This is a genomic window from Kribbella sp. NPDC051718, assembly GCF_040681515.1.
In the GTDB taxonomy this organism is placed as follows: domain Bacteria; phylum Actinomycetota; class Actinomycetes; order Propionibacteriales; family Kribbellaceae; genus Kribbella.
Genome location: NZ_JBFAYZ010000001.1, coordinates 458,953 through 485,826 on the forward strand (window position 1 = coordinate 458,953; position 26,874 = coordinate 485,826).

The 26,874-nt window shown below is 68.4% G+C and carries 25 protein-coding genes; 6 read left to right on the plus strand and 19 right to left on the minus strand.

Features of this window, described 5'->3' with window-relative positions; all coding sequences use genetic code 11:
- Nucleotides 1-53 precede the first annotated feature (53 nt).
- The 5 genes from AB0M15_RS02190 to groES all read right to left on the minus strand — a co-directional run bounded on the left by AB0M15_RS02190 (nucleotide 54) and on the right by groES (nucleotide 5,026).
- Nucleotides 54-1,511 (minus strand): hypothetical protein, encoded by a 1,458-nt coding sequence (locus AB0M15_RS02190; protein ID WP_363813044.1) that lies wholly within the window; start codon nucleotides 1,509-1,511, stop codon nucleotides 54-56.
- A 2-nt stretch (nucleotides 1,512-1,513) separates the two neighbouring features.
- On the minus strand, nucleotides 1,514-2,125 hold the full coding sequence (gene shbA, locus AB0M15_RS02195) for an RNA polymerase sigma factor ShbA (protein ID WP_363813046.1): 612 nt from the start codon (nucleotides 2,123-2,125) through the stop codon (nucleotides 1,514-1,516).
- A gap of 118 nt (nucleotides 2,126-2,243) precedes the next feature.
- Nucleotides 2,244-2,768: a hypothetical protein gene (locus AB0M15_RS02200; RefSeq protein ID WP_363813048.1), complete on the minus strand. Its 525-nt coding sequence runs from the start codon at nucleotides 2,766-2,768 to the stop codon at nucleotides 2,244-2,246.
- 232 nt (nucleotides 2,769-3,000) lie between these two features.
- Nucleotides 3,001-4,620 carry a chaperonin GroEL gene (gene groL, locus AB0M15_RS02205; RefSeq protein ID WP_343976716.1) on the minus strand — a complete coding sequence of 540 codons (1,620 nt, stop codon included), beginning with the start codon at nucleotides 4,618-4,620 and terminating at the stop codon, nucleotides 3,001-3,003.
- Nucleotides 4,621-4,729: 109 nt separating this feature from the next.
- A complete protein-coding gene (gene groES / locus AB0M15_RS02210) occupies nucleotides 4,730-5,026 on the minus strand; it encodes a co-chaperone GroES (RefSeq protein WP_328329211.1) in 297 nt (98 codons plus the stop codon).
- A 316-nt stretch (nucleotides 5,027-5,342) separates the two neighbouring features.
- Here groES and AB0M15_RS02215 point away from each other — a divergent pair, with 316 nt between their 5' ends.
- The 4 genes from AB0M15_RS02215 (at nucleotide 5,343) to AB0M15_RS02230 (ending at nucleotide 9,227) form a co-directional block, all read left to right on the plus strand.
- The gene (locus tag AB0M15_RS02215) at nucleotides 5,343-5,954 is read left to right on the plus strand and encodes a peptidoglycan-binding domain-containing protein (protein ID WP_363813050.1); all 612 of its coding nucleotides are present in this window, start codon (nucleotides 5,343-5,345) and stop codon (nucleotides 5,952-5,954) included.
- Between the two features lie 85 nt (nucleotides 5,955-6,039).
- A complete protein-coding gene (locus AB0M15_RS02220; protein WP_363813052.1) occupies nucleotides 6,040-6,531 on the plus strand; it encodes a peptidoglycan-binding domain-containing protein in 492 nt (163 codons plus the stop codon).
- A 22-nt stretch (nucleotides 6,532-6,553) separates the two neighbouring features.
- Nucleotides 6,554-7,723 carry a class I SAM-dependent methyltransferase gene (locus AB0M15_RS02225; RefSeq protein ID WP_363813054.1) on the plus strand — a complete coding sequence of 390 codons (1,170 nt, stop codon included), beginning with the start codon at nucleotides 6,554-6,556 and terminating at the stop codon, nucleotides 7,721-7,723.
- Between the two features lie 232 nt (nucleotides 7,724-7,955).
- Nucleotides 7,956-9,227 (plus strand): glycosyltransferase 87 family protein, encoded by a 1,272-nt coding sequence (locus AB0M15_RS02230; RefSeq protein WP_363813056.1) that lies wholly within the window; start codon nucleotides 7,956-7,958, stop codon nucleotides 9,225-9,227.
- A gap of 66 nt (nucleotides 9,228-9,293) precedes the next feature.
- On the opposite strand, the gene AB0M15_RS02235 is transcribed toward AB0M15_RS02230, so the two are convergent.
- From AB0M15_RS02235 to AB0M15_RS02280, 10 genes are all read right to left on the minus strand, one after another.
- A complete protein-coding gene (locus tag AB0M15_RS02235; protein WP_363813057.1) occupies nucleotides 9,294-10,013 on the minus strand; it encodes an alpha/beta fold hydrolase in 720 nt (239 codons plus the stop codon).
- Nucleotides 10,010-10,462: a GNAT family N-acetyltransferase gene (locus AB0M15_RS02240; protein ID WP_363813059.1), complete on the minus strand. Its 453-nt coding sequence runs from the start codon at nucleotides 10,460-10,462 to the stop codon at nucleotides 10,010-10,012. The genes AB0M15_RS02235 and AB0M15_RS02240 overlap by 4 nt, the downstream gene beginning before the upstream one ends.
- Nucleotides 10,459-11,514: a tRNA (adenosine(37)-N6)-threonylcarbamoyltransferase complex transferase subunit TsaD gene (tsaD, locus tag AB0M15_RS02245; RefSeq protein ID WP_344839918.1), complete on the minus strand. Its 1,056-nt coding sequence runs from the start codon at nucleotides 11,512-11,514 to the stop codon at nucleotides 10,459-10,461. The genes AB0M15_RS02240 and tsaD overlap by 4 nt, the downstream gene beginning before the upstream one ends.
- Nucleotides 11,511-11,963, minus strand: coding sequence for a GNAT family N-acetyltransferase (locus AB0M15_RS02250; protein WP_363813061.1), 453 nt, complete (start codon nucleotides 11,961-11,963; stop codon nucleotides 11,511-11,513). The genes tsaD and AB0M15_RS02250 overlap by 4 nt, the downstream gene beginning before the upstream one ends.
- The gene (tsaB, locus tag AB0M15_RS02255) at nucleotides 11,960-12,628 is read right to left on the minus strand and encodes a tRNA (adenosine(37)-N6)-threonylcarbamoyltransferase complex dimerization subunit type 1 TsaB (protein ID WP_363813063.1); all 669 of its coding nucleotides are present in this window, start codon (nucleotides 12,626-12,628) and stop codon (nucleotides 11,960-11,962) included. Before tsaB ends, AB0M15_RS02250 begins: the two co-directional genes overlap by 4 nt.
- On the minus strand, nucleotides 12,628-13,560 hold the full coding sequence (tsaE, locus tag AB0M15_RS02260; RefSeq protein WP_363813065.1) for a tRNA (adenosine(37)-N6)-threonylcarbamoyltransferase complex ATPase subunit type 1 TsaE: 933 nt from the start codon (nucleotides 13,558-13,560) through the stop codon (nucleotides 12,628-12,630). The genes tsaB and tsaE overlap by 1 nt, the downstream gene beginning before the upstream one ends.
- Nucleotides 13,557-14,675, minus strand: coding sequence for an alpha/beta hydrolase (locus tag AB0M15_RS02265; protein WP_363813067.1), 1,119 nt, complete (start codon nucleotides 14,673-14,675; stop codon nucleotides 13,557-13,559). The genes tsaE and AB0M15_RS02265 overlap by 4 nt, the downstream gene beginning before the upstream one ends.
- 5 nt (nucleotides 14,676-14,680) lie before the next feature.
- On the minus strand, nucleotides 14,681-15,829 hold the full coding sequence (gene alr / locus AB0M15_RS02270) for an alanine racemase (protein WP_363813069.1): 1,149 nt from the start codon (nucleotides 15,827-15,829) through the stop codon (nucleotides 14,681-14,683).
- Nucleotides 15,830-15,846: 17 nt separating this feature from the next.
- The gene (locus AB0M15_RS02275) at nucleotides 15,847-16,494 is read right to left on the minus strand and encodes an HAD family phosphatase (RefSeq protein ID WP_363813071.1); all 648 of its coding nucleotides are present in this window, start codon (nucleotides 16,492-16,494) and stop codon (nucleotides 15,847-15,849) included.
- A gap of 157 nt (nucleotides 16,495-16,651) precedes the next feature.
- Nucleotides 16,652-19,102 (minus strand): lamin tail domain-containing protein, encoded by a 2,451-nt coding sequence (locus tag AB0M15_RS02280; protein WP_363813073.1) that lies wholly within the window; start codon nucleotides 19,100-19,102, stop codon nucleotides 16,652-16,654.
- A 156-nt stretch (nucleotides 19,103-19,258) separates the two neighbouring features.
- Here AB0M15_RS02280 and AB0M15_RS02285 point away from each other — a divergent pair, with 156 nt between their 5' ends.
- Entirely contained in the window at nucleotides 19,259-20,065 is an 807-nt protein-coding gene (locus AB0M15_RS02285) for an META domain-containing protein (protein ID WP_363813074.1), read from the plus strand.
- On the opposite strand, the gene AB0M15_RS02290 is transcribed toward AB0M15_RS02285, so the two are convergent.
- The 3 genes from AB0M15_RS02290 to AB0M15_RS02300 are packed head-to-tail and all read right to left on the minus strand — an operon-like array spanning nucleotide 20,052 to nucleotide 24,825.
- Nucleotides 20,052-23,018 (minus strand): sugar-binding protein, encoded by a 2,967-nt coding sequence (locus AB0M15_RS02290; protein WP_363813076.1) that lies wholly within the window; start codon nucleotides 23,016-23,018, stop codon nucleotides 20,052-20,054. The two genes, AB0M15_RS02285 and AB0M15_RS02290, sit on opposite strands and share 14 nt — an antisense overlap.
- A gap of 54 nt (nucleotides 23,019-23,072) precedes the next feature.
- Nucleotides 23,073-24,473: an NAD(P)H-hydrate dehydratase gene (locus tag AB0M15_RS02295; protein WP_363813078.1), complete on the minus strand. Its 1,401-nt coding sequence runs from the start codon at nucleotides 24,471-24,473 to the stop codon at nucleotides 23,073-23,075.
- Between the two features lies 1 nt (nucleotide 24,474).
- Nucleotides 24,475-24,825: a holo-ACP synthase gene (locus tag AB0M15_RS02300; RefSeq protein WP_363813080.1), complete on the minus strand. Its 351-nt coding sequence runs from the start codon at nucleotides 24,823-24,825 to the stop codon at nucleotides 24,475-24,477.
- 93 nt (nucleotides 24,826-24,918) lie between these two features.
- On the opposite strand from AB0M15_RS02300, the gene coaA reads away from it, so the two are divergent.
- Nucleotides 24,919-25,872 carry a type I pantothenate kinase gene (gene coaA, locus AB0M15_RS02305; protein ID WP_363813082.1) on the plus strand — a complete coding sequence of 318 codons (954 nt, stop codon included), beginning with the start codon at nucleotides 24,919-24,921 and terminating at the stop codon, nucleotides 25,870-25,872.
- Nucleotides 25,873-25,944: 72 nt separating this feature from the next.
- Here the strand turns inward: coaA and AB0M15_RS02310 are convergent, their stop codons facing one another.
- Nucleotides 25,945-26,859 (minus strand): hypothetical protein, encoded by a 915-nt coding sequence (locus AB0M15_RS02310; RefSeq protein ID WP_363813084.1) that lies wholly within the window; start codon nucleotides 26,857-26,859, stop codon nucleotides 25,945-25,947.
- Nucleotides 26,860-26,874: the final 15 nt, after the last annotated feature.

The window sequence follows — 26,874 nt, forward strand, 5'->3', positions numbered from 1 at the left end:
GCCACGCTCTTCCGCCGTCGCTGCCGGAGGCAGCGGCGGCGGTCGGAGGTGGGTCAGCGGTCGGACATCGGGGTGTTGAGGACTCCGAGGATCTGGCGGATGGTGACTGGCGCCATCGAGCCGTGTGCCCGGGTGATGGCGGCGTGCCGACCCTCGGCGTAGTGACCGGTCGAGTGCTTGCCCTTGGCGTACTGCGACTTGGCGTAGCCCAGCGCCGGCTTGCCACTGGAGTGCTTGCCGTGGCCGGTGAAGCCCTTGCCGAAGTACTGCGCCATCCGGGCCGGCTCCTCGACCGGAGCACCGGTCGGAGTCGGCAGCACCGGCAGCACGCTCTCGACGACCTCCGAGATCGGGTCGCCCTCCGCGTCCCCACTCTGGTCACCGACCTGGCCGGCAGGCAGCTCGACGGGCAGGCCGCCCGTGGGCACCTCACCCTTCGAGTCACCCGACTGGTCGCCACTGTCGTCGCCGGTCTGGCCACCCGGCGCCGTCTGGTTGTCCCCACCGTTGTCGCTGGCGGGAGGCGTCCCGTTGTCGTCGGAGTCGGTCCCCGTGCTCGTTTCCCCGTTGCCGTTGCTCGGCAGCGTGGTCGGCACGGTGACCGGAGCGCTCGGCGTGGTGCCCGGGTTGTCGCCTGGGTTCTCGCCCGGGTTGCCGGTCGAGCCGTTGTCGGTCGGCGGAGTCGACGGGGGCGTGCTGGGCGTCGTCTCGCTCGGCGGCGGCGTCTCCGGCGTACTCGGCTGCTCGGTCGGCTCTCCGGTCGGGTCGCCACTCGGCTCGGTCGTCGGCTGGGACGGCGCGTCCGTCGGCTTCGGGTCCACCGGCGCCGGCGGGTTGCCGTCCGACGGCTCCGGGTCGGCCGGCTTCGGATCCGCTGGCGGCTGGCTGACCGGCGTCTCGATCTGCAGCTGCTGGGTGGTCTGCTTCTGCGGCAGAGCCAGCGGCGGCTGGAGCGGAAGCTCGACCGCGGCGGCCGGCTGCTCGGGGTTGCCGTCGTCCTGGCTGTCCTTCGCCTTCTGCCCGGTCCGTGCCTCTTCCTGCGATTCCTTGTAGTTCTTCGCGACCCTGACGATCTTGGTCTTGTCGAACGCCGGCAGACCGTCGAGTTGCTCCTTGGGCAGGCTCGTCTCGGGCCGCAGGCCGTCGGCGATCTTCTCGATCACCTTCTCGTACGGCGAGAGCGGGTTGCCCGTGACGGCCGCGGCCACACCCGACACCGACAACGCCGCCACCGCGGCGACACCCAGCGCCAGGCCGCGGGCGGCCAGCTTGCGCGCGAACGGGTCGGTCACCGGGTTCAAGGCGGCACAGCGCGCCAGGAAGCTCTCCGGATCGTCGATCGACTCCACCGGGAGCTCGCCCTCGACCTCCACCGCCAGCCGCAGATCGGCCAGCAGCTTCAGGGCCGGGTCGTGCTCGCCCGCCTGCCAGGCGGACTCCCCACCGGCTGCGAGCAGGTCGAGCAGTGCGTCATCGGCTTCTATTGCGTCCAGATCGAAACGGTCAGCCATGGTCACTCCTCCCCTGCCTCTCGTTGCAACTTTGCCTCATGCCCCACAAACCCCCTGAGCGTGTTCAACGCCCGATGCTGTGCGACCCTCACCGCCCCCGGTGTCATCCCCAGTGCCCGGCCGGTCTCCTCGGCTGACATCCCCGCTACCACCCGGAGCCGCAGGATCTCCCGCAGCTTCTCCGGCAATCTGTCCAGCAACCCCACGATGTGCTGGACCTCTGAATGTCTGACCGCGTGCTCCTCCGGCGTCGGCGACTCGTCCGCACCGTCCGGAAGATCCGGAGTCGACAAGTCCGCCACCGCGAACGCACGCTGCGCATCGGCCACCTTACGGGCTGCGATGCCGTACACGAAGGCCTCGAACGGCCTCCCCTCGTCCCGGTACCGGCTCAACGCGCCGAAAACCGCGACACACACTTCCTGAGCGACGTCATCGACCATGTCGGCGCCACCGGGATACGTCCACAGCCGTGACCGCACGTAGCGGTGAGCAACGGCCCGGACCCGGGTGAGCAGGTCGTTCAGGGCATTCCGGTCGCCTGCACTCGCCAAAGCGGCGAGATCACGAAGTTCAACGCGATCCTGGGTGTGCGGCACTTGGACCTCGGTCACCCCTCGCCCCCCTAGTTCACGGACTGACCAGCCTGCAAGAGAATACGACGCCGGCCTCCCTTTGCCTAGTGGCTATCGGTGAGAACCGAGCTTTTTTCATTACGATCAGTGATCGGCATCATGAGGTCAGCACGACCCCCGCCGCCAGCGCCGGTACTCCGCTTCGCTCGACCAGCAGCGTGAACCGTCCACCGCCCACCCCGGTCAGCTCCAGCCCGAGCACCTTGACCGCAATCCCATCGGCGGTCCGCAGTACCGACCCCGCCCCGACCTTCCCCGTGACGAGCTGCCCCGCGACCAGCAACCCACCCCGCGAGTCCAGATCGAAGACCTCCTCGACCGAGAAGACCACCGGCGCCACCTCGTCCGGCACGTCCAGCCAGCTCTCCCGGGGCAGCCCCTGCTTCCGCGGGAAGCCCGGCTCGGTGGCCGGCCCGTGCGCCACCCCGACCATCTCGTAGTTCCCGCACCGCAAGCAGACGAACCCGTCCCCGAGCATCAGCCCGTCCTCGCTGCCGTACATGTCCTCCAGGCACTCGTGCGCACCCTCGTCCAGGCAGCACGGGTCCTCACCGCCATGGACATAGCAGACCACCGCCACCCGCTCGGGGCAGCCGTAGGCGTACTCGCAGCAGTACTTCACCCATCCGACGATAGCGACGCCGGGGCCTACCAGGTGGCTGCGGTGGGGCGGGCGGACGGCCAGTGCATCAAACGGGCGGCCGTACGGGTGGAGCTCGGCGCGTCGAGGGCGAGATGGTGGGGTTTGATGGCCTGGCGGTTCACCCCCAGCGGAAGAGTTAGCCGGGTGAAAGAACTGCCCGGCTGGTCCGAGGACCGGCCGGGCAGTTCGGGTGATGCTTGGCGCGAAGAGATCAGTGGCCGTGGCCGTGGCCGTGACCGGCTGCGGCGGGCTCTTCTTCTTCGGGCTTGTCGACGATCAGCGTCTCGGTGGTGAGCAGCAGAGCGGCGATGGAGCCGGCGTTGGCGAGCGCGGAACGCGTCACCTTGACCGGGTCCAGGACACCCTGGGCGAGCAGGTCGCCGTACTCACCGGTGGCGGCGTTGAAGCCGCTGCCGACCTCGAGCTCCGCGACCTTGGCGGTCACGACGTAACCCTCGTAGCCACCGTTCTCGGCGATCCAGCGCAGCGGCTCGACGACCGCCTTGCGGACGATCCGGACACCGGCGAGCTCGTCGCCCTCCAGGCCCAGACCCTCGTCGAGCACCGCGGCAGCGTGGACGAGAGCAGAACCGCCACCGGCGACGATGCCCTCTTCGATCGCTGCCCGGGTCGCGGACACCGCGTCCTCGATCCGGTGCTTCTTCTCCTTCAGCTCGACCTCGGTGGCCGCGCCGACCTTGATCACGCAGACGCCACCGGCCAGCTTGGCCAACCGCTCCTGCAGCTTCTCGCGGTCCCAGTCGGAGTCGGTGCGCTCGATCTCGGCCTTGATCTGGTTGACCCGGGACTCGATCTCGTCGGACTTGCCGGCACCCTCGACAACGGTGGTGTTGTCCTTGGTGACGACGATCCGGCGGGCGGTGCCGAGCACCTCGAGACCGACCTGGTCCAGCTTGAGGCCGACCTCGGGCGCGATCACCTGGGCGCCGGTCAGGGCGGCCAGGTCCTCGAGCATCGCCTTGCGGCGGTCACCGAAGCCCGGCGCCTTGACGGCGACGGAGGTGAAGTTGCCGCGGATCTTGTTCACGACCAGGGTCGACAGCGCCTCGCCGTCGACGTCCTCGGCGATGATCAGCAGCGTCTTGCCCGACTGGACGACCTTCTCCAGCAGCGGCAGCAGGTCCGACACCGCGGAGATCTTGCCCTGGTTGATCAGGATGTACGGGTCGTCCAGCACCGCTTCGCCACCCTCGGCGTCGGTGATGAAGTAGGGCGAGATGTAGCCCTTGTCGAACTGCATGCCCTCGGTGAAGTCCAGCTCGGTGCCGAACGTGTTCGACTCCTCGACGGTGATGACGCCGTCCTTGCCGACCTTGTCGAACGCCTCCGCGATCAGCGAACCAATCTCGGCGTCGCGGGCGGAGATGGTGGCGACGTGGGCCATGTCGCCCTTGTCGTCGACCGGGCGGGCGGTCTCGATCAGCTTCTTCGAGACGGCCTCGACGGCGGCCTCGATGCCCTTCTTCAGGCCCATCGGGTTGACGCCGGCAGCGACGGCGCGCAGGCCCTCGTGCACCAGCGCCTGCGCCAGTACGGTCGCGGTGGTGGTTCCGTCACCGGCGACATCGTTGGTCTTGGTGGCAACCTCTTTGGCCAGCTGCGCACCGAGGTTCTCGAACGGGTCGTCCAGCTCGACCTCACGCGCGACGGTGACACCGTCGTTGGTGATGGTCGGGGCGCCCCACTTCTTGTCCAGCACGACGTAGCGGCCCTTGGGCCCCAGCGTCACCTTCACCGTGTTCGCGAGCTTGTCGACGCCACGCTCCAGCGCGCGCCGCGCGTTCTCGTCGAACTCGAGGATCTTCGGCATAAAAAACAAGTCCCTCTCTGAGTTTCAACAATGATGCTCGCGACCCGAACCGACTCCGCTCCGGAGCCGAGGCGGCGCCGGAGCGGTGTCAGTCAGGAACGAGCGATCGTCACTTGGTGACGACTGCGAGGATGTCGCGGGCGCCCAGGATCAGGTAGTCCTGGCCGTCGTACTTGACCTCGGTGCCGCCGTACTTGGAGTAGATGACCTTGTCGCCGACGCTGACGTCCAGCGGGACGCGGTTGCCGTTGTCGTCGATGCGGCCGGGCCCGACGGCGAGGATCTCGCCCTCCTGCGGCTTCTCCTTGGCGGTGTCCGGGATCACCAGGCCGGACTTCGTGGTCTGCTCGGCTTCGAGCGGCGCAACGAGGATACGGTCCTCGAGCGGCTTGATCGTGACCGACACTTGCTGACCTCCACGGTCGAGTTCTTGTGTGTTCAAGGGGTGCTGCGAGCAGCCGTTCCACCTCTGCCGTCGCGGGGATCAGAGGCCGGGCCGCTGGCACCCTCGAGTGGAGAGTGCCAACACCGAATCTAGGCCGCGATTAGCACTCGGTCAACTCGAGTGCCAGAATCTCGCCACCGGCGAACGCCCGTACCGCTCGTGTCCGGTCCGCCGCTTTCTGCCATCAAGGGCTGGGCGAACCCCATCCGGTCGTGGGACCGTCGTCTCTGTAGGGATCCCGGCCGCCCCGGGACCGACCCCGCCCGAGGAGAGAACCATGGCGCTCCGCCTCCCGTCACTGCCCAAGCTGACCTCCCGCAAGGCGGTGGTGATCGCTCTCCTGGTGATCAGCCCGTTCGCGGTCGCCGGCCTGGCGGCCAAAGGCGCACACGACTCCTCCGCCCGCCCCGGCAACGCGGCCCCCGGCGGCGCCGCGCCCGCAGTACAGCTCAAGGCCAAGGACGCTGCCGCCCAGACGGAGGCTCAAGCAACCGCGGCGGCCGCTGCGACTCCGCAGTGCCTGTACGCCAGAGTGGTACCGATCGGCAAGACCGGCTGGGGCATCCCGATGCCGTCGCTGTGGAACAGCCCGAGCACCACCTGCAACCTGATGTACGGCGACGACCCGTTCCGCGGCTCGAACCACAGAGGCGACCCCGACACCGCGATCCGGGTGCTCCAGCGCAACCTGAACTACTGCTACGGCTACCGGCTCACAGTGGACGGTATCTACGGCAGCAACACCCGCGGAGTGATCAAGGCCGTCCAGAAGCGCCACAAGCTCGTCGCGGACGGTATCTACGGCCCCAAGACCCGTTCGGCGATGAACTGGCGCCTCTACGCCACCAAGACCAACACCTGGAGCAAGAACTGCTCCAGCCCGCTCTGAAGTCGGATCGAACAAAAGGGCAGTCCGTGCGGTCTCAACGAGCAAGCGATCCCAGAGGGGGGATCGGATACTCGAGGGGCACACCATGGGATTTCTACGTACCGCTATCACCGTCGGCGCGACGGCCGTGATGGCCATCAGCGGCGCAGTGGTAGCGACCACGACGGCCGAGGCCGCATCGGTCAAGGCCAAGGGGCTGGAGCAGTGTCTGTCGGCGCTGATGAAGCCGGTCGGCAAGGGCTGGGCCGTACAGGTTCCGGGCGGCTGGGAGGACACCTCCACCAACTGCAACCTGAAGTACGGCGACATGCCGCGGCGCTACGGCCCGGACTACGTCGGGGATCCCGCGTCGGCGATCAAGGCCCTGCAGCGGGATCTGAACTACTGCTACGGCAGCAAGCTCACCGTCGACGGCAAGTACGGCAGCAAGACCCGTGCGGCGGTGCTGAAGGTCCAGCGCAAGCTCAAGGTCACTGCCGACGGCATCTACGGCCCGAAGACCAGGTCCGCGATGAACTGGCGGATGTACTCGCTGCAGAAGCACGCCTGGAGCAAGACCTGCTCGAGCCCGCTGTAAGCGGCGGGGCAGACTGTGCCGGGTGACACCTGACTCGATCTCGCTGTTGCTGGCGCCGGCCGGAGCTGACGTACTAGCCGAGGCTTGCGCCGGTTTCACGCCGGGAGGCGAGCTACGCCTGGTCGAGAAGCTCAGACGCCGGTACGACGCCGTTGTGGTCACCGCTGCCGTTACGCAGGCTTCGCTGCGACACAGGGCCGTCGCCAAGTTCGGCGCCGAGGACGCAGCACGCATGTACTTCACCCCGGACGGCCTGGAGCAGGCCACTCGGACCACCGTCGGGGTGCACCGGGCTGCTCGCATCGCGACGACGCTCCCGGGTGCGACTGTGGTCGACCTCGGCTGTGGGATCGGTGGCGACCTGATCAGCGCAGCGCGAGCTGGATTGAGAGTCACCGGCGTCGAGCGGGATCCCGCGACAGCTGCGGCGGCTCAGGCGAACCTTGCCGCATTGGAGCTGCCCGGCCAGGTCCTGGTGGGAGACGCTGAGGCGCAGGACTGTTCGCAGTACGAGGTGGTGTTTGCTGATCCGGCGCGGCGGGCGGACGGGAAGCGGGTGTTCGACCACAACGCCTATTCGCCGCCGTGGTCCTTCATCACCGACTTACTGGCGGGCACTGCCTGCGTGAAAGTCGCCCCGGGCATCCCGCACGAGGCCGTGCCGGAAGGTGTCGAGGCGGAGTGGGTCAGCGACGCAGGTGAGGTCAAAGAGGCAGCTCTGTGGTCCGGCAAGCTCTACGCCGGTACTACGCGCCGCGCGACCCTCCTGCCCAGCGGCGCGACAGTGACGGCCGCACCGGAGGTCGACAGCGCTCCAGTCGGCCAGTACATCTACGAGCCCGACGGCGCCGTCGTCAGGGCGGGCCTAGTCACCGCAGTGGCCGAAGCCGTCGACGGGTGGCTGCTGGATCCCCGGATCGCCTATGTGAGCAGCGATAGCTTGATGGCGACGCCACTGGCTTCGGCGTACGAGGTGGTCGAAGAGCTGCCCTACAAGGAGAAGGCGCTGCGGTCCTGGGTGCGCGCACAGGGCATCGGGACGCTGGAGATCAAGAAGCGCGGCGTGGACTTCGACCCCGCCGTACTGCGCAAGAAGCTGGCACCCAAGGGCCCGGAGAGCGCCACCTTGATCGTCACCCGGATCGGCCGGGACGCCGTCGCGTACTCCTGCCGGCGGGTCGTCCGGCCCTGACTTGCATTCGCAGGACATTCGAACATATGATCGATCTCACGAGCGGGCTCCTGGCCGGCTCGCCGACGGACGAGGTGCTGCGTCTGTTGCCGCCGCCCCGGCCAGGAGCCCGCCACTAAGCAACTCCGCCCGATCGGGCAGAACCTTCCATCCCTGTTCGGACATCTCTTTGTAGAGACGCTGGTCTAGACCTGAACCGTCAAGACCTGACTGCGAAGAGTGAGGACGGGGAATGGCGACGCCCAGGGGGGACCTGCGGCCGGCGGCCGTGGACCTGCGGCCGGTAGTGGTTGGCTGCGCGCTGGTACTGGCAGGCCTGCTGCGGCTGGTGCTGCTCGACTACCAGTCGTGGGACTACCAGCGCTATCTGGAGCCGTGGGCCGGCTTCATCGACGGTCATGGCGGCTTCGCGGCGCTGAAGCACTCGTTCTCGAACTACAACGCCACTTACCTCTACCTGATGGCGTTCGCGAGCTACCTGCCGCTGTCACCGCTGGCCACGGTCAAGTTCGTCTCGCTGGTCTTCGAAGTGATGCTCGGCTGGTACGTGTACCGCCTGGTCGGCCTCTGCCGACTCAACCAATGGCCCCCCATCGCCGCCGGGCTGACTGCCGTCCTCCTGCCGACAGTGATCCTCAACGGCTCGATGTGGGGCCAAGCCGACGCCAGCTACGCAGCACTCACCGTCGGCGCCCTCTACTACCTCATAGCCCGCAGACCCTGGGTGGCGTGCGTCCTCTTCGGCCTGGCGCTAGCCCTCAAGCTACAGGCCATCTTTCTCTTCCCGGCCCTACTGCTCTTCGTACTTCGCCGCTGGCTCCCCTGGCAGGCCCTGACCGCCATACCGCTCGTCTACCTGCTGCTAGATGTCCCCGCGCTCCTACTGGGCGCCTCACCCCGACGCCTCCTGCTGATCTACCTAGAACAAGCCGACACCGACCACGCCCTCAGCATCAACGCCCCAACCATCTACAACTTCCTCAGCGCAGCCCCCGGTACTACGGCCAAGCTCGCCGGCGTACTAGCCACCGGCGTCATCCTCCTCGGCGCCATCGCCTACCTGGCAGCCCGACGGATCGAACCGACCCCCACCCGCATCGTCCTCATCAGCGCCCTCTGCACCCTCCTCGTGCCGTTCCTGCTGCCCTCCATGCACGAGCGCTACTTCTACCTGGCCGAGGTCCTCACCGTGGTCGCCGCCTTCGCACTCCCCAGGCCGCCACTGATCGCAGTACCCGTCCTGGTCCAGGCAGCCTCGCTCACCTGCTACCTCAACTACCTCCTGAAGCCCTACCGCCTCGCCGAACAGACAGGCAAGCCAGTCGCACCCAAGTACAGGCCAGGACTCGACACCGCGCACTACCTGATGCACTGGCCCCGCGTCGGCCTCGCTGCACTCTCAACGGTCGTCGCCGTGGCACTACTGCTGATGCTGTACGCCGTCATTCGACAGCTCGGCGTCACGCGGATGCCGGAGGATGTTCACCTCGTCCAGGCAGGCTGATCCCCAGAACCGGCCTACCGCTGGCCGCTACTGGGGACCTAGCGGTGCACTTTGGTCCGCAGTTTTCTAGAGACGCCCGACGACTCGCAGGCTCAGCCGAGCCTTGGCGATGTCGAGTACGCCGCGCACCGCGTTGTCCGCGTGCTTCGAGTGCGGCAGCGGGTCGACGTGATCGGAGTCGAGGCTCGGCTCGTACGACGTTCCGGCAGCGAAGTCTCGTACCAGCGCATTCCAGTCGGGGCTGCGCTGGAGCATCGTGTGGTTCTCAGCTGCCACCGACAACAGAGCAACCGGTACGCCGGAAGCCCGCAACCGCTTCGCGTAGGCAGCCGTCTGGGCCGGGTCGGTGATCCGGTCGGCCGTGCCATGGGCGAACACGACCGGTCCCCGCAGCTGCACCAGCGGCTCGCCGTCCGGCAGCCAGGGCGCGAGAGCCAGGACTCCGTCGACCAGCGGGTGGTTGCCCGCAGCAACGATGGCGCGGCCGCCCATCGAGTGGCCGATCAACACGACCCGGGTGATCCGCGCCGGCAACCGATCGAGCACTGCACGGAGGTCTGCGACAGGGTCGGCGCCGTTCCAGCCGCGGTAGCGGTAACGCATCAGCCCGACGGCGGCTCCCGGTGCGCCGGCACGGGCTGCCGGGACAAAGGACCACATGCGCAGGATCGCCGGCCGCCAAGCGCCCGCCGGCTCCCGCGACTCCTCCTCGCCACCGTGGGCGAGCAGGATCAGCTCGGTCGCGTCGGCCGGCGCCACCAGCAGATCGATCCTCGGAAAACTCACGCTCGACTGCCGTACAGCGTGGCCGGGTCGCGCTGTACCACCAACATCCGGCTCGGGTCCGGCAGGTCGCCGAAGCCGTACGACCGGTACAACTCGTGCGCGTCGGCCGTCGCCAGCATCACCCGCCGCAGCCCACGCAACTCCGGGTGCTCCAGCAGCGTGGACACGACGAACCTGCCCAGCCCGTGCCCCCGATGCGACTCCAGCACGAACACATCGGCGATCCACGCGAACGTCGCCCGATCGGTCACCGCCCGCGCGTACGCCACCTGCGCGCCGGCCTCGTCGTACACACCGAGATTCAACGACCCGGCGATCGCCCGCTCGACCACGTCCCGCGGGACTCCCGGCGACCAGTACGCCGTCCGCAGGAACCCGTGCACCACGTCGACATCGATCCGCGCCGGATCGTCATCGGCGACGAAACCGCCGTCGTGCTGCCACCTCATGAGTTCAGCACCGTCGTGATCGGCATCGACGAGTCGGCCGGCAATCCCAACGGCGACGGCTCCTTGCCGGCCCGGACCAGCTCCGACCCCAGCGCGGCCACCATCGCCCCGTTGTCCGTACACAGCCCCGGACGCGGAACCCGTACTGCGATGCCTGCCGCGGTGCAGCGTTCCTCGGCCATCGCCCGCAGTCGCGAGTTCGCCGCGACCCCGCCGCCGATCAGCAGGTGCTCGTAGCCACGGTCCTTGCAGGCGTCGATCGCCTTGCGGGTCAGCACATCGCAGACCGCCTCCTGGAAGGCCGCGGCGACGTGATTGATCGGGACGTCCTCACCGTCGCGCCGCTTGGCCTCGACCCAGCGCGCGACGGCGGTCTTCAAACCGGAGAAGGAGAAGTCGAAGCGGTGCCGCTCCAGGTCCTTCTGGCTGGTCAGCCCGCGGGGGAACCGGACGTACAGCGCGTCCCCGCCGTCCCGTGCCGCCTTGTCGACATATGGACCTCCGGGGAACGGCAGCCCGAGCACGCGCGCGACCTTGTCGAACGCTTCGCCCGCCGCGTCGTCGATGGTCGAACCCATCGGCTCGACGCCGACGGTGATGTCCTCGACCGCTAGCAGCGACGAGTGCCCGCCGGAGACGAGCATCGCGATCGCGCCCTTGGGGATGTCACCGTGCTCGAGGGTGTCGACGGCGACGTGCGCGGCGAGGTGGTTCACGCCGTACAAGGGCTTCTCGAGGGAGAGCGCGAGGCCCTTGGCAGCGGCGACGCCGACGAGCAGCGCGCCGGCCAGGCCGGGGCCACTGGTGACGGCGATCGCGTCGACGTCGGTCGGTTTGATCCCGGCCGTCTCGCAGGCGCGGCGGATCGTCGGCACCATCGCCTCGAGGTGCGCGCGGCTGGCGACCTCCGGTACGACGCCGCCGAACCGCGCGTGCTCCTCGACGCTGGAGGCGATCGCGTCGGCGAGCAGCGTCTGCCCGCGGACGATGCCGACCCCGGTCTCGTCGCACGAGGTCTCGATCCCGAGGATCAGCGGTTCGTTGTCACTCATAGTGCCTTCTCCTGCCACTGCATGATCAGTGCCTCCTCGCCGCCGGCGTAGTACCCGCGCCGCCGGCTGATCTCCTCGAAACCGTAGCCGCGGTACAAAGCCCCGGCCCCCTCGTTGCCCGCGGCAACTTCCAGCAGTACTGTCCGGCCGGCGCATCGCTGCAACGCGGCGGTCATCAACTGCCCACCGATCCCGGTACGCCGCTCCGCCGGGCTGACCGCGATCCGCAGCAGATCCACGGGGTCCTCCACCACCGGCGGTACCAGCAGCACGACGTATCCGACGACCTCACCCTCATCCGCCACGAGCACCACGCGATCGGTCGCGAGCCGGGCGAACTCGTCGTCCCACGCCGAGGCACTCCACGCGGAGTCGCCGAAGCAAACCTTGTCGAGCGCTACCAGCGCATCGAGGTCGGCTCCCGTAGCTGGTCGGATCGCAGGTCTCACTTGGGCAGCACGCTCTTGGGCCCGCCCGACATGGTGACGTCGGGGCGGCGCAGATAAAGCGGATCCGGCGCAACAGTCGGCAACGTACCGGTCGCAACTCCCAGCGCCAGCACCTCGGCCGACGGGTACTCGATCACATCTACCCTCTCGAGCCCCAGTGCCTCGCCATACAAGACAGCCCCACGCCCGATCACCGGCAACCCAGCCAGCACATGCGCAACCTCCGCAGGCTTGTCCACCGCCGGCCCCTCAAGCCGCCGCCGACTCCCATCAGCCGCTGGCCCGTCATACAACGCCCAGTAGATCTCTTTCCTTCGAGCATCGGTCGCCACCGCAACCGGCAACTGCAACGACGACTGCCGAGCCAGCACATCCAAGCTGCAAACCCCAGCAACCTCGATCCCCAGCACCTCACCCATCGTCCGGGCAGTAACCAACCCAACCCGCAACCCGGTAAACGGCCCCGGCCCAACCCCCACCGCAATCCTCGTCAACTCCCGCACCGAGCACCCAGCCCCCGCCAACACCTCAGCTATAGCCGGCGCCAACAGTTCCCCATGCCGCAACCCGTCCACAGCCGAAGACGACGCAACAGTCGCCCCCGTCACCGGATCAGCCAAAGCCACAGTCACAGCAGCACTGGACGTATCAAAAGCAAGCAGCATCAGTTCTCCTCGAGCGCCGGCGCAGTGAGATGGATGCCGACTTCTGCCCAGCGAGGGCCGGCTGGGGTGATGCGGAGGGCTCGGGTTTCGTCGGTGTCGTCGTCGCCTCGGGTGACGACTATGTCCAGGCGGTCGGGGGCCAGGGATTCGGCTAGGCCTTGGCCCCATTCGACGACGGTTACTGCTTCTTCCAGGGAGGCGTCGAGGTCCAGGTCGTCGAGTTCGGCGAAGCCGCCTAGGCGGTAGGCGTCTACGTGGACGAGGGCGGGGCCGCCGGAGAGAGAAGGGTGGACCCGGGAGATGACGAAGGTTGGGGAGGTGATGTCGCCTCGGACCTTCAAGCCTGCGCCTAGGCCTTGGGTGAAGGTGGTCTTGCCGGCGCCCAGATCACCCGACAAGACCAGCACGTCGCCGGCACGTAGTTGGCCGGCCAGTTCCTCGGCGATAGAGCGCATGTCGTTGGCGGTGGGGACCGTGAGGAAGACGGGCATGGCCTTGGCGTAGATGAGGTCTTGGCCCTCCTGCGCCACGACGGAGTAGCCACGCCGCCGCCAGAACTCGACGGTGTCGGGGAGTTCGACCCGCGCGATCAACCGCACTCGACGCAGCCCGCGCGCCCGCGCGGCATCCTCGGCGCAACCGACGAGAGCCGACGCCACCCCACGGCCCTGGAAGCGCGGATCGACCGACACCCGGCGCAGGCCGAGCACATCGCCGGAGACCTCGAAGAGCATCGCCCCGGCGGGTTCGCCGTCGATACGCACCAGCAGTCCGCCGTACGTCGAGACCGCCTCACCGACGGTCGCAGCGTTCTCCGACAAGGCGGTGGACGGCGGGTCGAGGGTGCGGCGGGCGGCGAACGCGTGGTGGATCACCGCGACGATCTCGTCCACGTGCTCCGCGGTCGCATCCACCACGTGCAGATCGGTCATGTCTGTCCCAGGGCTAGTTCGGCGCGCTCGATCATGCCGAGCAGGGCCGCGGTGAACTCACGATGATGCTCGATCAGCCCGAGGTGCCCGCAGTTCGGTACCTCGACCAGTTCCGCTCCCGGCACGTGCCGGACGATCTCCTCGGAGTGCTCGAAGGGCGTCAGGTGGTCGGAGTCCCCACCGATCACCACACACTCGACCTTCTGCAACGGCTCCAACGAGTCGTACTTGTCGTGCAGCGCGAAGATCGGATAGAACTCCGCGATCACCGAGATCGGCGTCGCCGCGATCATCTCGTTGACGAACTCGGTGTACGCCGGCGGTACCTCCGACCCGAACGAGTACTTCCGGGTCAGCAGGTAGCTGATGTCCGTCCCAGCCTTCCGGCTGCGCTCCACCACATCAGGAATCCGCGCCAGCGCCGCAACCGTCGGCGTCGCCAGAGCCCTCGCCAGCATCCCCACCCGCCCAGGGAAAACGATCGGTACGTCGTCCAGCCCACCGGCACTCGTCGAGCACAGCCCGACCCCGATCACGCGATCCCCGAACAGCTCCGGATGCTCGCCGGCCAGCGCCATGATCGACATGCCGCCCATCGAGTGCCCGATCAGGATCACCGGCCCGGTCGGCGCGAACTCCTCCAGGATCCCGTACAGATCCCGCCCGAGCTGGTCGATGCTGACGTTCTCCTTCGGCGACCGCCCGGACCGCCCGTGCGAGCGCTGGTCGTAGAAGACCATCGTCCCGATCCCGGCCAGGTCGCGGCGCTCGAAGTGCCAGCAGTCCATGTTCAGCCCGTAGCCGTGCAGGAAGATCAGCGTCAGATCCTCCAGCGGCGGCGGCACCTTACGACCCAGTCGCCGCTTCGGTGCGGGTTCCGGACGACGCGACCTCTTCAGCGCGTCGACCTCGACGTACAGCTCGACCCCGTCGTCGGCCGTGAACACGTGCGGCGTACCGCGCAGCGAGCCGAACGGCTCGGCTTCCAGCTGCGCGCGTTGCCCCGACCGGCGCCCGATCACCTGCCGCTCGACGGCCACGCCGGCGGCAGCACCTGCCGCGAGCACACCGACCGCGGCGCCGATCAGACCGGCAGTGCGTCCTACCTTCGCCATCCCGGTCACCTCCCGCTGTCGACGTACCGGCGGGGGATGCGAGCTCCCAGCCGGGTCACGATCTCGTAGTTGATGGTCCCTGCAGCATCCGCCCAGTCGTCCGCGGTCGGCTCCCCGTCGGTACCCGGGCCGAAAAGCACGACCTCGTCACCCGCGACCACCTGGTCGTCCTGGAGATTCACCACGCACTGATCCATGCAGATCCGGCCGACGATGGTACGACGCTCGCCGGCCACCTGGACGGGCGCACCGTTCGACGCGTGCCGCGGCAGGCCGTCGCCGTACCCGAGCGGGATCAGTCCGAGCGTCGACGGCCGTGGCGCGATCCAGGTCAGCCCGTACGAAACGCCCGCGCCGGCCGGCACCCGCTTCACCATCGCGAACCGCGCCTTCAACGTCATCGCCGGCCGCAGCCCGAGCTCCCCCGATGGCAGCGCATGCCCGAACGGAGACAGCCCGTACGTCGCGATGCCAGGCCGCACCAGATCGAGATGAGTCTCCGGCAGCGCCAGCGTGCCCCCCGAATTCGCGAGATGCCGCAGCCCTGGGTCGACCCCGAACGACTCGGCCACCTCGACGGCGTGCAGGTACGTCGCCAGTTGCGCCTCGTTGACCGGGCTCTTCGGCTCGTCCGACGACGCCAGATGCGACCAGATGCCCGCGATCTCGATCCGCCCGGTCGCCACCTCGGCCAGGGCAGCACGAATCAGGGCCGGCCACTCCTCCGGTACCGCGCCGCCGCGGCTCATCCCCGTGTCGATCTTCAGGTGCACGCGGGCGGGCCGATCATCCACGCCCGCGGCCAACTCGTCGATCTCCCACGGCGCCGACGCCGACAGGTCGATGCCGGCGGCAATGGCCCGCTCGAGCGGCTCCCCCGGCGTGGTCAGCCAGCAGAAGATCGGCCCGGTGTCCCCGGCCGCCCGCAGTTCAAGCGCTTCGTCGAGTACCGCCGCGCCGATCCAGTCCGCGCCGGCCTCCCGCGCGGCCCGCGCGACCGGGATCATCCCGTGCCCGTACGCGTCCGCCTTCACCACCGTCATGACCTGCGCCGAGCCCACGCGGGCACGCAGCGTGGCCACGTTGTGGCGGATCGCGCCGAGGTCCACGACCGCGACAGCACGAACCTTCGAGGGGGCTTCAAGCTCTGACATAGCCCTACCAGTGTCCATCAGGCGCCGTGGATAAGCTCCGGGAGGTCGGTCATCTTGTGGAAAACCTGCGTTGCGGTAGCTAGTTTGGCCGGGTCCGTCATCGCGGCGAAACCGAAGACCTTCATGCCGGCCGCGTTGGCGGCGGCGACGCCGAGCGGGCTGTCCTCGACGACCACGCAGTCGGCCGGTTCGACGCCCATCGTGGCGGCCGCGTGCAGGAAGAGATCGGGCGCGGGCTTACCGTGCGCGACGTCCTCCGAGCTGAAGATCCGGCCCTCGAAACGGTCCCAGAAACCGACCGTGGTCAACGCCGTGTGGATCCGCCGGTGCGTGCCCGACGAGGCCAGGCAGTACGTGATGCCCTCGGCATCGAGCTGGTCCAGCACCTCCCGGACGCCGGGAATCGGCTCCAACCGGGCGAATCCGGCGAAGAGCCGTTCGTGGTACCGGTCCTCGAGATCAGCCGGCAACGGCGAGCCGAGCTTGGCCTCGGCCGTCGTCCGCATCGACGCCATGCTGCCGCCCATGAAGTCCCGGACGGTCTCCTCGAACGTGTACGGCAGCCCCGCCTCGGTCAGTAGCTCGGCCAGGATCCCGTTGGCCAGCCGCTCCGAATCCACCAGCACGCCGTCATTGTCGAAGATCACCAATCCAGGTCCACTCACACCGGCACCCTACGCACTCCCGCGCCCCCGCCGGCCGCCGCCATCCCCACGCCATTTCGGGGGTTAACCCCTCACCTGGTGGGTTGCCTCCCCAGAACCACGGGTGGCAACCCACCATCTCGGGGGTTAACCCCCGAGATGGTGGTGAGGCCAAGCTCTACGGAACGTCCACCACCGGGCTGCCGGGGAGGCAGCGGGTCGGTAGTGGGTCGACGTCGCAGCCGGTCAGGATGCGGACGATCTGCGGATCGTGGTCGCTGGCCTGGTCGGAGAACTCCGCGTTGATGTGCACGACACCGTACGAGTAGCCCTTGATCGCGGGGCTGATGGCGATGTGGTCGAGCACCTGCGAGTTGCCGTCGAAGATGTAGCTGTACCGCTGGTCGGCGGGCAGCGTGTCGATCAGCGTCTTCAGCACCGTCCCGTTGCCGGTCAGGGTCGCGACGGACGGGCTGAACTGGTAGTCGTTCAGGTCGCCCAGCACGATCGCCCGGGCGCGCCCGGCCGACTTGGTGGCGAGGTCCTGGATGAACTCGTTCACCTCGTTGGCCTGCTTGGTCCGCTGGACCTCGCTGCTGCGCACCGGCGGCTGGACCGCGGCCGACAGCGGGTAGTCGCCACCCTTGGAGTTGAAGTGGTTGGCGACGACGAACAGCTGCTTGTTGCCGTCGTAGAGGAACTCACCCACGAGCGGCTTGCGGCTGGACGGCCACGCGTCGCTGGTCGGGTCGATCCGGCCGGGCGAGACCGACAGCGAGACCTGGTTGCTGGTCGGCCGCGCGCGGACCACCTGGACGGCCGTGTTCGCGTCACCGCCGGGACGGTCGACGAACGTCGTACGGGCCGGGTTGAACAAGAACACCTGACGGATGTTGCCGCCCGGCTCGCCGCCGTCGGTGTCGTTGTTCGGGTTGATCGAGCGCCAGTCGTACGCCGGTCCGCCGGCCGCCTGGATCGCGGCGATGAACTTGGCGACGGTCTGGTCGGCCGCGACCACACCGTTGTCGGTGGCGCCGTTGTTGTCCTGGATCTCCTCCAGCGCGAGGATGTCCGGCGAGCCGAGGTTGCTGACGACCGCCTGGGCCAGCTTCGCGAACTTCGAGTCCGGGTTGGTGGCGGCCAGGTTCTCGACGTTGTACGTCGCGACGGACAGGTCGCCGGCCTTCTTCGGCGGCTGCACCATCTGCTTCTTCAGGCCGCCCTCGGTGATCATGCCGAGCTGGGTCGCCATCAGCGCGTAGCCACCGAACGACTGGTAGTCGAGCGGTCCGGTGGTACCGGCGGCCAGCGTCGAGCCGACGTTCGCCGCGGGAGCGCCGATCAGCGAGGCGATCATCAGCCGGCCGCTGTTCTGGTCGTCGTACGACTTGTAGATCGTGCCGCCACGCGGAGTCGGGTTCTGGCCCGGCTTCAGCGTCACCCAGAGCTCACCGAACTGGGTGTTGACCGGGCTGACCAGCCGGGTGGCCTGGTCGATCGAGATCCGCATGCCCTCGTGCGTCTCGAGCCAGTCCAGCACGTAGCTGTTCGGCTCGAGCGGCTGCGCCTCGAGGGAGCCGGTCTTGGTGTAGGCGTCCGGGAAGACGACCGCTGCCGGCGCCGGCAGCGCGTTGCCGCTGGTCAGCTTGATCGTGTTGACCGGGCCGCCGATCTCGGTCAGCGACTGCGCGCCGGTGGCCGGGCGGAACTCGGTGACCCGGCCGGTGGCCAGCACGGAGTCGCCGGCCACGACCGCCGGGGTCGTGGTGCCCGTGAAGACGAAGATGCCTTCGCTGCTCAGCGGGTCGGCGTCGGCGGTCGGGTCCTGGAACCAGTAACCGCGCGCGGAGCCCGTCGTCCGGACGGCGGTGACGATGCCGGGGACGTTGGTGACGGAGGTGCCGACGATCGGCGAGATCCGGCCAGTGCCCTGGATGTCGTGGATGCGGACGGTACCGGGGGTCGGGTCACCGGGATCGCCCGGGTCGCCGGCGCTGACCGTCGTACCGGCTGAGTTGGTCACCTTCGGGATGCCGGAGGTGAAGTCGACCGAGTTGTTGTCGGTGTCGGTCATCGCACCGCTGCGCGCGTCGGCCGTGGTGTTCGTGAGGCCGGGGGCGGCGAGTGTCTCGACGTTCGCCGTCGCGCCGTAGCCCACCAGGTCCTTGACGTTCGGCGCGGTCGCACAGCTGATGCCGCAGCCCACCAGCGGGACCTGCGCGGTGACCAGGGCGACGACGCCGGAGGTCGCCGACATCGGGACCGAGCCGGTCGCGTCGGGGGTCGGCAGCGCGACCGTGCCGCCCGCACCCGCGGCCTGCTGGACCAGGTACTTGCCGTGTGCCGGGATGGTGCCGGTCAGGTTCGTCATCTGGAAGACCGCACCGGCGGCGGACGCGTACTGGACGCTCCAGCCGGACAGGTCGACCGGGCTGCCGGTCAGGTTCGCGAGCTCGATGTAGTCGTTCTTGAAGACCGCCAGGTTGTTACCCCCACCGCCGTAGACGCCGGAGATGACCACGTCGGTCGACAGGGCGTTCGCGGTGCCGGGCAGCCCCACCATCGCCGTGATGACGGCCAGCGGTAACGCTGCCGCCACGATGCGCCAGCGCGCTCTGGAATGTGCCACTTGAATGTTCCCCCACCTAGATCGAGTTGATTCCCACCGAGGAGCATGGTGCTACGAACGCCGCGCCGAAACCAGCGTTGGCGACTGTTTGCTTCCGGCATCCGAGGTGTTCACCTGCAACGTCTGGACGCCCCGCGGCGTCCTTAGATTGTGAGGATGCGGAACGTAGTTGCGGCGGTGGCCGCAGTGATGATGTTGGCGGCCTGTGGGACCGAGCCGTCCACGGGTGGATCAGGCGGCGGTGGGTCTACCAGCCCTGCACCTGGCGGCGGTGGGTCGCTCGACGGGCGGTCCTTCCTGTCCGTGTCGGTGACCGAGGACGGGAAGCCGAAGGAGCTGGCGCCGAAGACCAGGATCGGGCTGCGGTTCGCCGACGGGAACGTGCACGCCGAGACCGGCTGCAATCAGGTGGGCGGCCAGGTCTCCACCGCCGGCGGCAAGCTGACGATCGATGTCCTGGGCGGCACCGAGATGGGCTGCGACACACCTCGGCAGGAGCAGCAGTACTGGGTCGAGCAACTGCTGAAGGACCGGCCCACCTGGAAGCTCGACGCCGACAAGCTCACCCTCACCCGTGGCGCCACCACGGTGGTCCTGCAGGATCGCAAGGTCGTGCAGCCCGACAAGGCGCTCGACGGGACCACTTGGAAGCTCGAAACGGTCGTCGACGGCGATACCGAGTGGCACATGGTGGGAGCGGAGAAGGCTCACCTGACGATCAGCGGTGAGCGAATCACCGGCTCGACCGGCTGCAACGACTTCGAGGGCGTGGTGGCCCGCCCGGCGGGCAAGCTCACCCTCGGGGAGATGGCCGTGACAGCCGCGGGCTGCACCGGTGACGCGGCCAAGCTCGAGCGGGGCGTCCTGTCCGCCCTGCGCGGTGAGCTGACCTACACGATCGAGGCCGACCGCCTGCAGCTTCGCGCCGCAGACGGCGAGGGCCTCGACCTCATCGCCGGCTGAGCCGTACGTCGAACGCCTGCACTTGGTTCTGCGCCGTCTCGAAGGACACGAGCAGTCGGCCGTCCGCCGCCAGCCGGGTGCGCTGCGCCTTGGTCAAGGGGATGGAGACGTGCTTCACCCCGGCCTGCAGTTGCTGGCTCGACTGCTTGACCACGTGCCCGCTCATGTCCGGCGACCACGGCGGATAGCCGCCATCGGTGACAGCACAGGGCGTCAGGCCGTAGTCAGGCGCAGGGTCGGCGGCCGGCGAGCAGCTCGTCGTGTAGACGGGGATCGCGCCGATCAAGCCTGTCCACAGGAGCAGCCTCGCCGTCCCTGGAGACTTGGCGTACGTGTAGACGTCCACCGAGTTGCGGCCGAGTTCGGCGTACAGGAGCTTGAGGTCCTTGGTCGGTACGCGGCCGGAGATCGGTACGCCGGTACGCGCGGACTGGGCGATCGTCTGGGGCGACAGCGCTCCGTCGAGGTTGGGGTTGGACACGTTGGGCGGCGCCGGGGTGGTCGGGCGATCGGCCGGCGGGGTGTAGCCGGTCAGCGTCGCCCGGCCCCAGCGGTACGGGTCGGATTGGACCGAGCCGAGTGCTGACCAGCCGGTGCGGGTGCTCATGTCGATGTGCCGCAGGGTCGTCGTACCGGCTGCGGAGGTGTCGTCGTTGTCGTACGGCGTGATGTTGAGCCCGAGTCTGGCGGGGTCGACGGCAGCCGGGAGGGCGGAGAGCGGGATCTTGACCTCTACGTCGTACCCGCCACCGTCGTACGCGTGCGGGGTGGTCGTCTCGTTGCTGCCGACCCATTTGGCCGTCGTGGCGACCTGGACGCCGGGGGCGTTGCCGATGCTGAGCAGGCCGGACGAGTAGCCCTGGTGATTGTCGGCGTCGCGCTCCCAGCAGGGGCCGTTGGCGTTGCCCGGGTCGTTGGTGAACGGGAAGATGCCGAGTTTGAAGGTGTTCGCGGTGTCCTTGAGGACCTGCGAGGCGGTGCCGCGCGGGTCGAGCAGGATCTCCACCGAGTCGGCCTGCCAGTGGCCGACGCATTCCTGCGGGGTGACCGCGTAGGACTGGTACTCGTCACGGACGTGGACGAAGAAGTAGAGCGCGTCGTCGGACCAGGTGACGTTGGCGGTACTTCCGGCGCCGCAGTCCTTGGCATCCGAGCAAGCGCCCTGCCAGACCCGGCCGATGTCGAGCGTCTCTCCCTCGTACTCCCCTGGTGTCGCTACGCCGTCGACAACTGGTGTGCTCGCTGCCTGCGGGATTGCCGTCTTGGGAACGAGCGAGAGCGTCAGCGTCTCGCTGCTCGAGTCGGTGACGACCGGAATCTGCACGTTCTGCGTCGCCGGCAAGACCGTGTCGGTGTTGGTGAGCTGGAACGTCACCGTGGTCTCGGCGCCCGGTTGGATGACCGGGTATGGCTTGCTGGTCGCGTCAGCGGTGAAGTTGGCCGGCAAGGTGAGGCCGACCGTGCCACTCCGGGGCTGGCTCGACCAGTTGTGCACGACGACCGGCAGCGCGATCGTGCTGCCGACCGCCATCGACTGGATCGCCGCCGACCTGCCCAGCCTCGTCGCCTGCGGCGCTGTGTTGGCGAGCCATTGGTCGTACTCCTGCCAGTTCCCCCAACGCTGGAAGCGGCCTTCGACCGGCGGCACGATCCGGACGACATTGTCGGTGTAGCCGGTCTTGCCTTGGTCGCTGGTGAAGAGCGCGGAGATCTTGAAGTTCTGGTTGACCGCGGCGATGGAGCTCGGCGTGATGGTGAAGGTCAGGTCCTTGCTGCCGTTGATCTTGCCGGTTTGCTGCGGCGCGCTGACTGTCCAGCCCGCCGGGACCGTCAGCGCGGCTTGGCCCTTGGGCAGCGAGCCTTTGAGGTGGAGGGTTGCCTGGAAGGGGTCGCCCGCCACGTTCAGGAAGCGCGAGAAGGTCAGGTACTCGAGCGTGCCCTTGGGGAGACCGCCCGGATCCTGTTTGGTCGCGCCGAACAGGATGGCGTCGTCCTGACCGGCCGCGGGACTGCTGTTCGGCTGGAACGGTACGAACGACTGCGTCATCCCGAAGCGGGGGCACGCGGGCGCCGAAACGCCCTTGTACATCACGCGACTCTGCGTCGGGTAGGCCGCGCGTCCCTCGTCTGCCACCTGCTGCCAGCTCTTCGGCGTACCGGCGGGCTGGCCTTGCAGGTTGCCGGCCGGCCACTTGTACGGGGAGTCGTAGCCGGTCCAGACGCCCGCGACCGGGTCCAGGCCGGTGGGGACGAAGCCGGTGGTGCAGTTGGCGGCCGTAGTGGTTCCGCCGGTGCCCGCCGTACTGCCGCCCGAGAACACCTTCTTGACCTGCCAGGTGCTCAGCGCGCCGGGGCCCTTCAACTGCTCGGGGAACTTGGTCGGGTCCGCCGCGGCCAGCACGCCTTCCCAGATCAGCCGGCCGGCCTGCTGGTGGTTGCCGTGACCGGCTTGCAGGGTAGGCGTGAAGCCGATGTAGATCTCCGGCTGTGTCGTCCGGATCACCCGCGTGACGCGGCGCAGGGTCTCCTGCTCGTCCCAGAAGTACTGGGTCAGCGGGGCGCTCTGGTTGTAGAAGAAGTCGACGCGATCGAGGTTGAAGATGTCGACGGTGCCGGAGCGGTAGTGCGCGACGCGGTCCTCGTTCTCCCGGCGCAGGCCGAGGTCGGGGCCGAGCTCGTTGCCCGCGGAGTTCCCGCCGCCCTCGCCGCGGGTGACCATGATGATCCCGCACTTGGTGCCGTAACGCTGATGCCAGACACCGCACGGCCCGATGATGCTGGTGTCGTCGTCGGGGTGGGCCCACTCGCCCATCACGTCGATTTTCGTCGCCTCGTCGGCGACATACGGCTTGCCGGCTTCGGGGGATGCCTGCGCCTGGACTTGGGCTCCGGTGGTGAGGAGCAGGACGGCGGCGAGCAGGACGGCGGCGAGCAGGGCGAGCGTGCGCTTCATGTGCGATCTCCTCGGGCGGTGGAGGCACTGGCACTTCTCGTCCTACCCGGCTATTTACTCTTCAAGCAAGACCTGGCGCGTCGCCTCTGCAACGTTGGCAGCAACTTGCATCGCGGTGATCGGTCCGCCCTTGGAGGCGAGGTTCGCGGCGGCTGCGTGCAAATAGGCGCCGACGGCGGCGGCATCGATCGGGGTCAGGCCGCCTGCAAGTAGGGCTCCGGTCAGGCCGGCCAGTACGTCGCCCGCGCCCGCGGTGGCCAGCCAGGCGCCGGCGTTGGTGTTGACTCTCGTCTGCCCATCAGGGGCCACGATCACCGTGGTCGAGCCCTTCAGCAGCACTGTCACATCGAACCGTTCGGCGGCCTGGCGGGCGTGCTTCAGGCGCTCGGCCTCGACCCGGTGGCGTTCGACGCCGAGCAACCGGGCCAGTTCGCCGGCATGCGGGGTGATCAGGACGTTCGTACGGTCGCCTGAGTCGTCGAGTGCCTTCAGACCGTCGGCGTCGAGGAGTACCGGCTCTTCGGCGTCGAGGAGGTCGCGGATCTTGTCGACGTCGAGCTCGTCGCCGAGGCCGGAGCCGATCGCCCAGGCCTGGACCCGGCCGTCACCGGCCACGACCTCGGGGTGCTGGGCGCGAACTGCTTCGGCGACGGGGTCGGGGCCGACGTACCGGAGCATGCCGATCGGGCCGGCCAGGGCGCCGGAGGTGGCGATGACGGCGGCGCCCGGGTATTGAGTGGAGCCGGCCATCAGGCCGAGGACGCCGCGAGAGTACTTGTCGGATTCGCCGGTCGGGGTCGGGTACAGGGCGCGGACGTCCTCGTCCTGGAGCGACTCGGCGGCCGCCGGCGGCAGGTCGAGGCCGATCTCGATCAGGTGCACCGGACCGCAGGAGGCCGCGGCGGGGTCGATCAGGTGGCAGATCTTATGGGTGCCGAAGGTGACGGTGAGTGCTGCTGTGACGTGCTCTTTTGGGGTCTCGCCGGTGTCCACGTCGACACCCGACGGCATGTCGACGGCAATAATCGGCACCTGGTGCTCTTCCGCGAGCTTCACCACCGCCAGCGCTTCAGGTTTGAGCCCCGGCCGCCCACCGATCCCAACGATGCCATCGACAACGACATCAGCTGTTTCGATCGCATCGGTGGTGCCGACCCGGCCGCCTGCTGTTTGGAGGGCAGCGAGGCCTTCGCGGTGGTACTTCTCCGACAACAGCACCGCACTGACTTTTGCGCCTCGACGGGCGAGGTGGGCACCGGCGTACAAGGCGTCTCCACCGTTGTCGCCGCTGCCAATCAGGAGGATGATGCGGGCGCCGTAGGTGAAGCCGATGAAGTTGCTGATGGCAACGGCCAGCCCGGTGGCGGCGCGCTGCATCAGCGTGCCGTCGGGGAGTTTCGCCATCAGCGCGGCCTCGGCGGCGCGGACCTGGTCGACGGTGTGAGCGCGGCGCATCTCAGCCCTCCAGGACGACGACCGCCGACGCGATGCCGGCGTCATGGCTCAACGACAGATGCAGACTCTGTACGCCGAGCCGCGCGGCCTGCTCGGCGACCGTACCGGTGATCTCCAGCCACGGCCGGCCGGTCTCGTCGGTCCGGACCTCGGCGTCGTGCCACTGCATCCCGGCCGGCGCGCCGAGCGCCTTGGCGAGCGCCTCCTTGGCCGCGAACCGGGCCGCCAGCGAGGCCGGCGGCTTCTTCGCCTCCGCCTCGGTGAAGACGCGATCACGCAGCATCGGGGTCCGTTCGAGCGTTTTCATGAACCGCTCCACGTCGACCACATCGATGCCCACGCCGACGATCATGGGGTCCTTGGTGTGACAACTGCCACACCCACAGTCTCGTTGCCGCACATGCCGGTCAGCGTATCCCCGCCAGGTGTGGGAAGAATGGGCCCCATGCTGCAGCCGTCGCGGGAGGTGACCCCGTACACCGAGCTGGACCGCGCCGCCTGGTCCCAGCTGGCCGAGACGACCGAGTCGCCGCTGACCGCCGAGGAGGTCGAGCGGCTGCGCGGTCTCGGTGACGAGATCGACATCGACGAGGTCCGCGAGGTCTACCTGCCGCTGTCCCGGATCCTGTCACTCTACGTACGGCACGCCCGGGCGCTGCATTCCGACACCGAGACGTTCCTCGGCAAACCGGCCGCCACCCGGACCCCGTTCGTGATCGGCATCGGCGGATCCGTTGCCGTCGGCAAGTCCACCACCGCCCGGCTGCTGCGCGAACTGCTCGCCCGCTGGCCCGAGCACCCCCGTGTCGCCCTCGTCACCACCGACGGCTTCCTCTGGCCGAACACCGAGCTCGAGCGCCGCGGCCTGATGCTACGCAAGGGCTTCCCGGAGTCGTACGACCGCAAGTCGCTGCTGCGCTTCGTCGTCGAGGTGAAGTCCGGCATGGACAACGTCGAGGCGCCGGTCTACTCCCACCTGCACTACGACCGGATGCCAGGCGTCCGTACCACCGTCGAACAGCCCGACATCCTGCTGCTCGAAGGCCTCAACGTCCTCCAGCCGGCCCCGCGGCACGCGGACGGCAAGAGCGGCCTCGCGGTCAGCGACTTCTTCGACTTCTCGGTGTACGTCGACGCTGCCGCCGACGACATCCGCTCCTGGTACGTCCACCGCTTCCTCAAACTCTGGGAAACGGCCTTCCGCAACCCCGAGTCCTACTTCGTCCGCTACGGCGAACTCAGCCGAGCCGAAGCAATCGCGAAGGCCGAGTCCCTCTGGGACGGCATCAACGGCCCCAACCTCCGCGAAAACATCCTCCCCACCCGCTCCCGGGCAACCCTGGTCCTCCGCAAAGGCGCCGACCACGCAGTCCGCTGGGTCCGCCTCCGCAAACTCTGAACCCCCCACGCGCCCAACTGGCTGTGGTGGAGTTGCCCGCACGCGGCCTCTCACGCCCGCTCGGTTGGGGTGTTACTCCCCGAGCAGGCCCCAGTTGTACTGCCTGACAGCCACATGGTTGATGCCGTTGAAGCTGGCCGGGACCTTGCCGTACGACGTGATCGCGGTGGCCGTTCCCTTGAACTTGGTGAAGAGGTACTGGTAGCCGGTGTTGGTGTCGTGGTCGACCGCGGTGATGATCGAGCCGCCGTCGGCACCGCAGCCGTCGACGACCAGTGACTCGTAGGATGCCCAGCCGGACTTGCGGACCAGCTTCACGACCGGCTTCGGCTTGGCGCTCATCGGGATGTGGATCGTGTAGAGCGCACCCGCCTTCGTGGTCATCAGCAAGGTGTCGTACATCGTCCCCTCGCCGACAACGGTCATCGTCTTGAAACTCTTGAAGCCCGCGAACGAGCCGGCTGCCTTGTACCCGGCGCCGTTCGGGGCGTAGCGGTACAGGTTGCCGTTGCTGTTCAGGCCGTACAGGTACGTGGACCGGATTCCCTTCAGCGGATCGCTGGAGGCGGCGATCGCTCTGAAGCCGGCCCAGCCGGTACCGACCTTGACCACCTTGGGCCGCAACGGGGGACGCGCCGACAGGACGGTCGTGTGCCGGTACAGGTTCGGGCCCTGCAGGAACAGCCCGAAGGCGTAGTTCTGGGTGAGCGAGGCATTCCACGCCGAGTACCAGGTATCCATGTAGCGGGTGGCGAAGAACTTGGAGTACACGTACGGCGGGCCCACCACGGTCGGCGGCTTATGGGCGGTGACGTCGACTGTGTCCACGAGGCCCGACAAGGTCGGCCAGACGACCGTGTTCCAGCAGATCTCGGCCACCGCGCCGGTCGATGTCGGAGCAGTGCTGGTGGCACCAGCGGTGCTGGTAGCCGTGGATGCCAGCAGACCGACGCCGGCCAGGGCGAGAGCGAGGCGTTGCAGCTTCATTGAACAGTCCCTTGT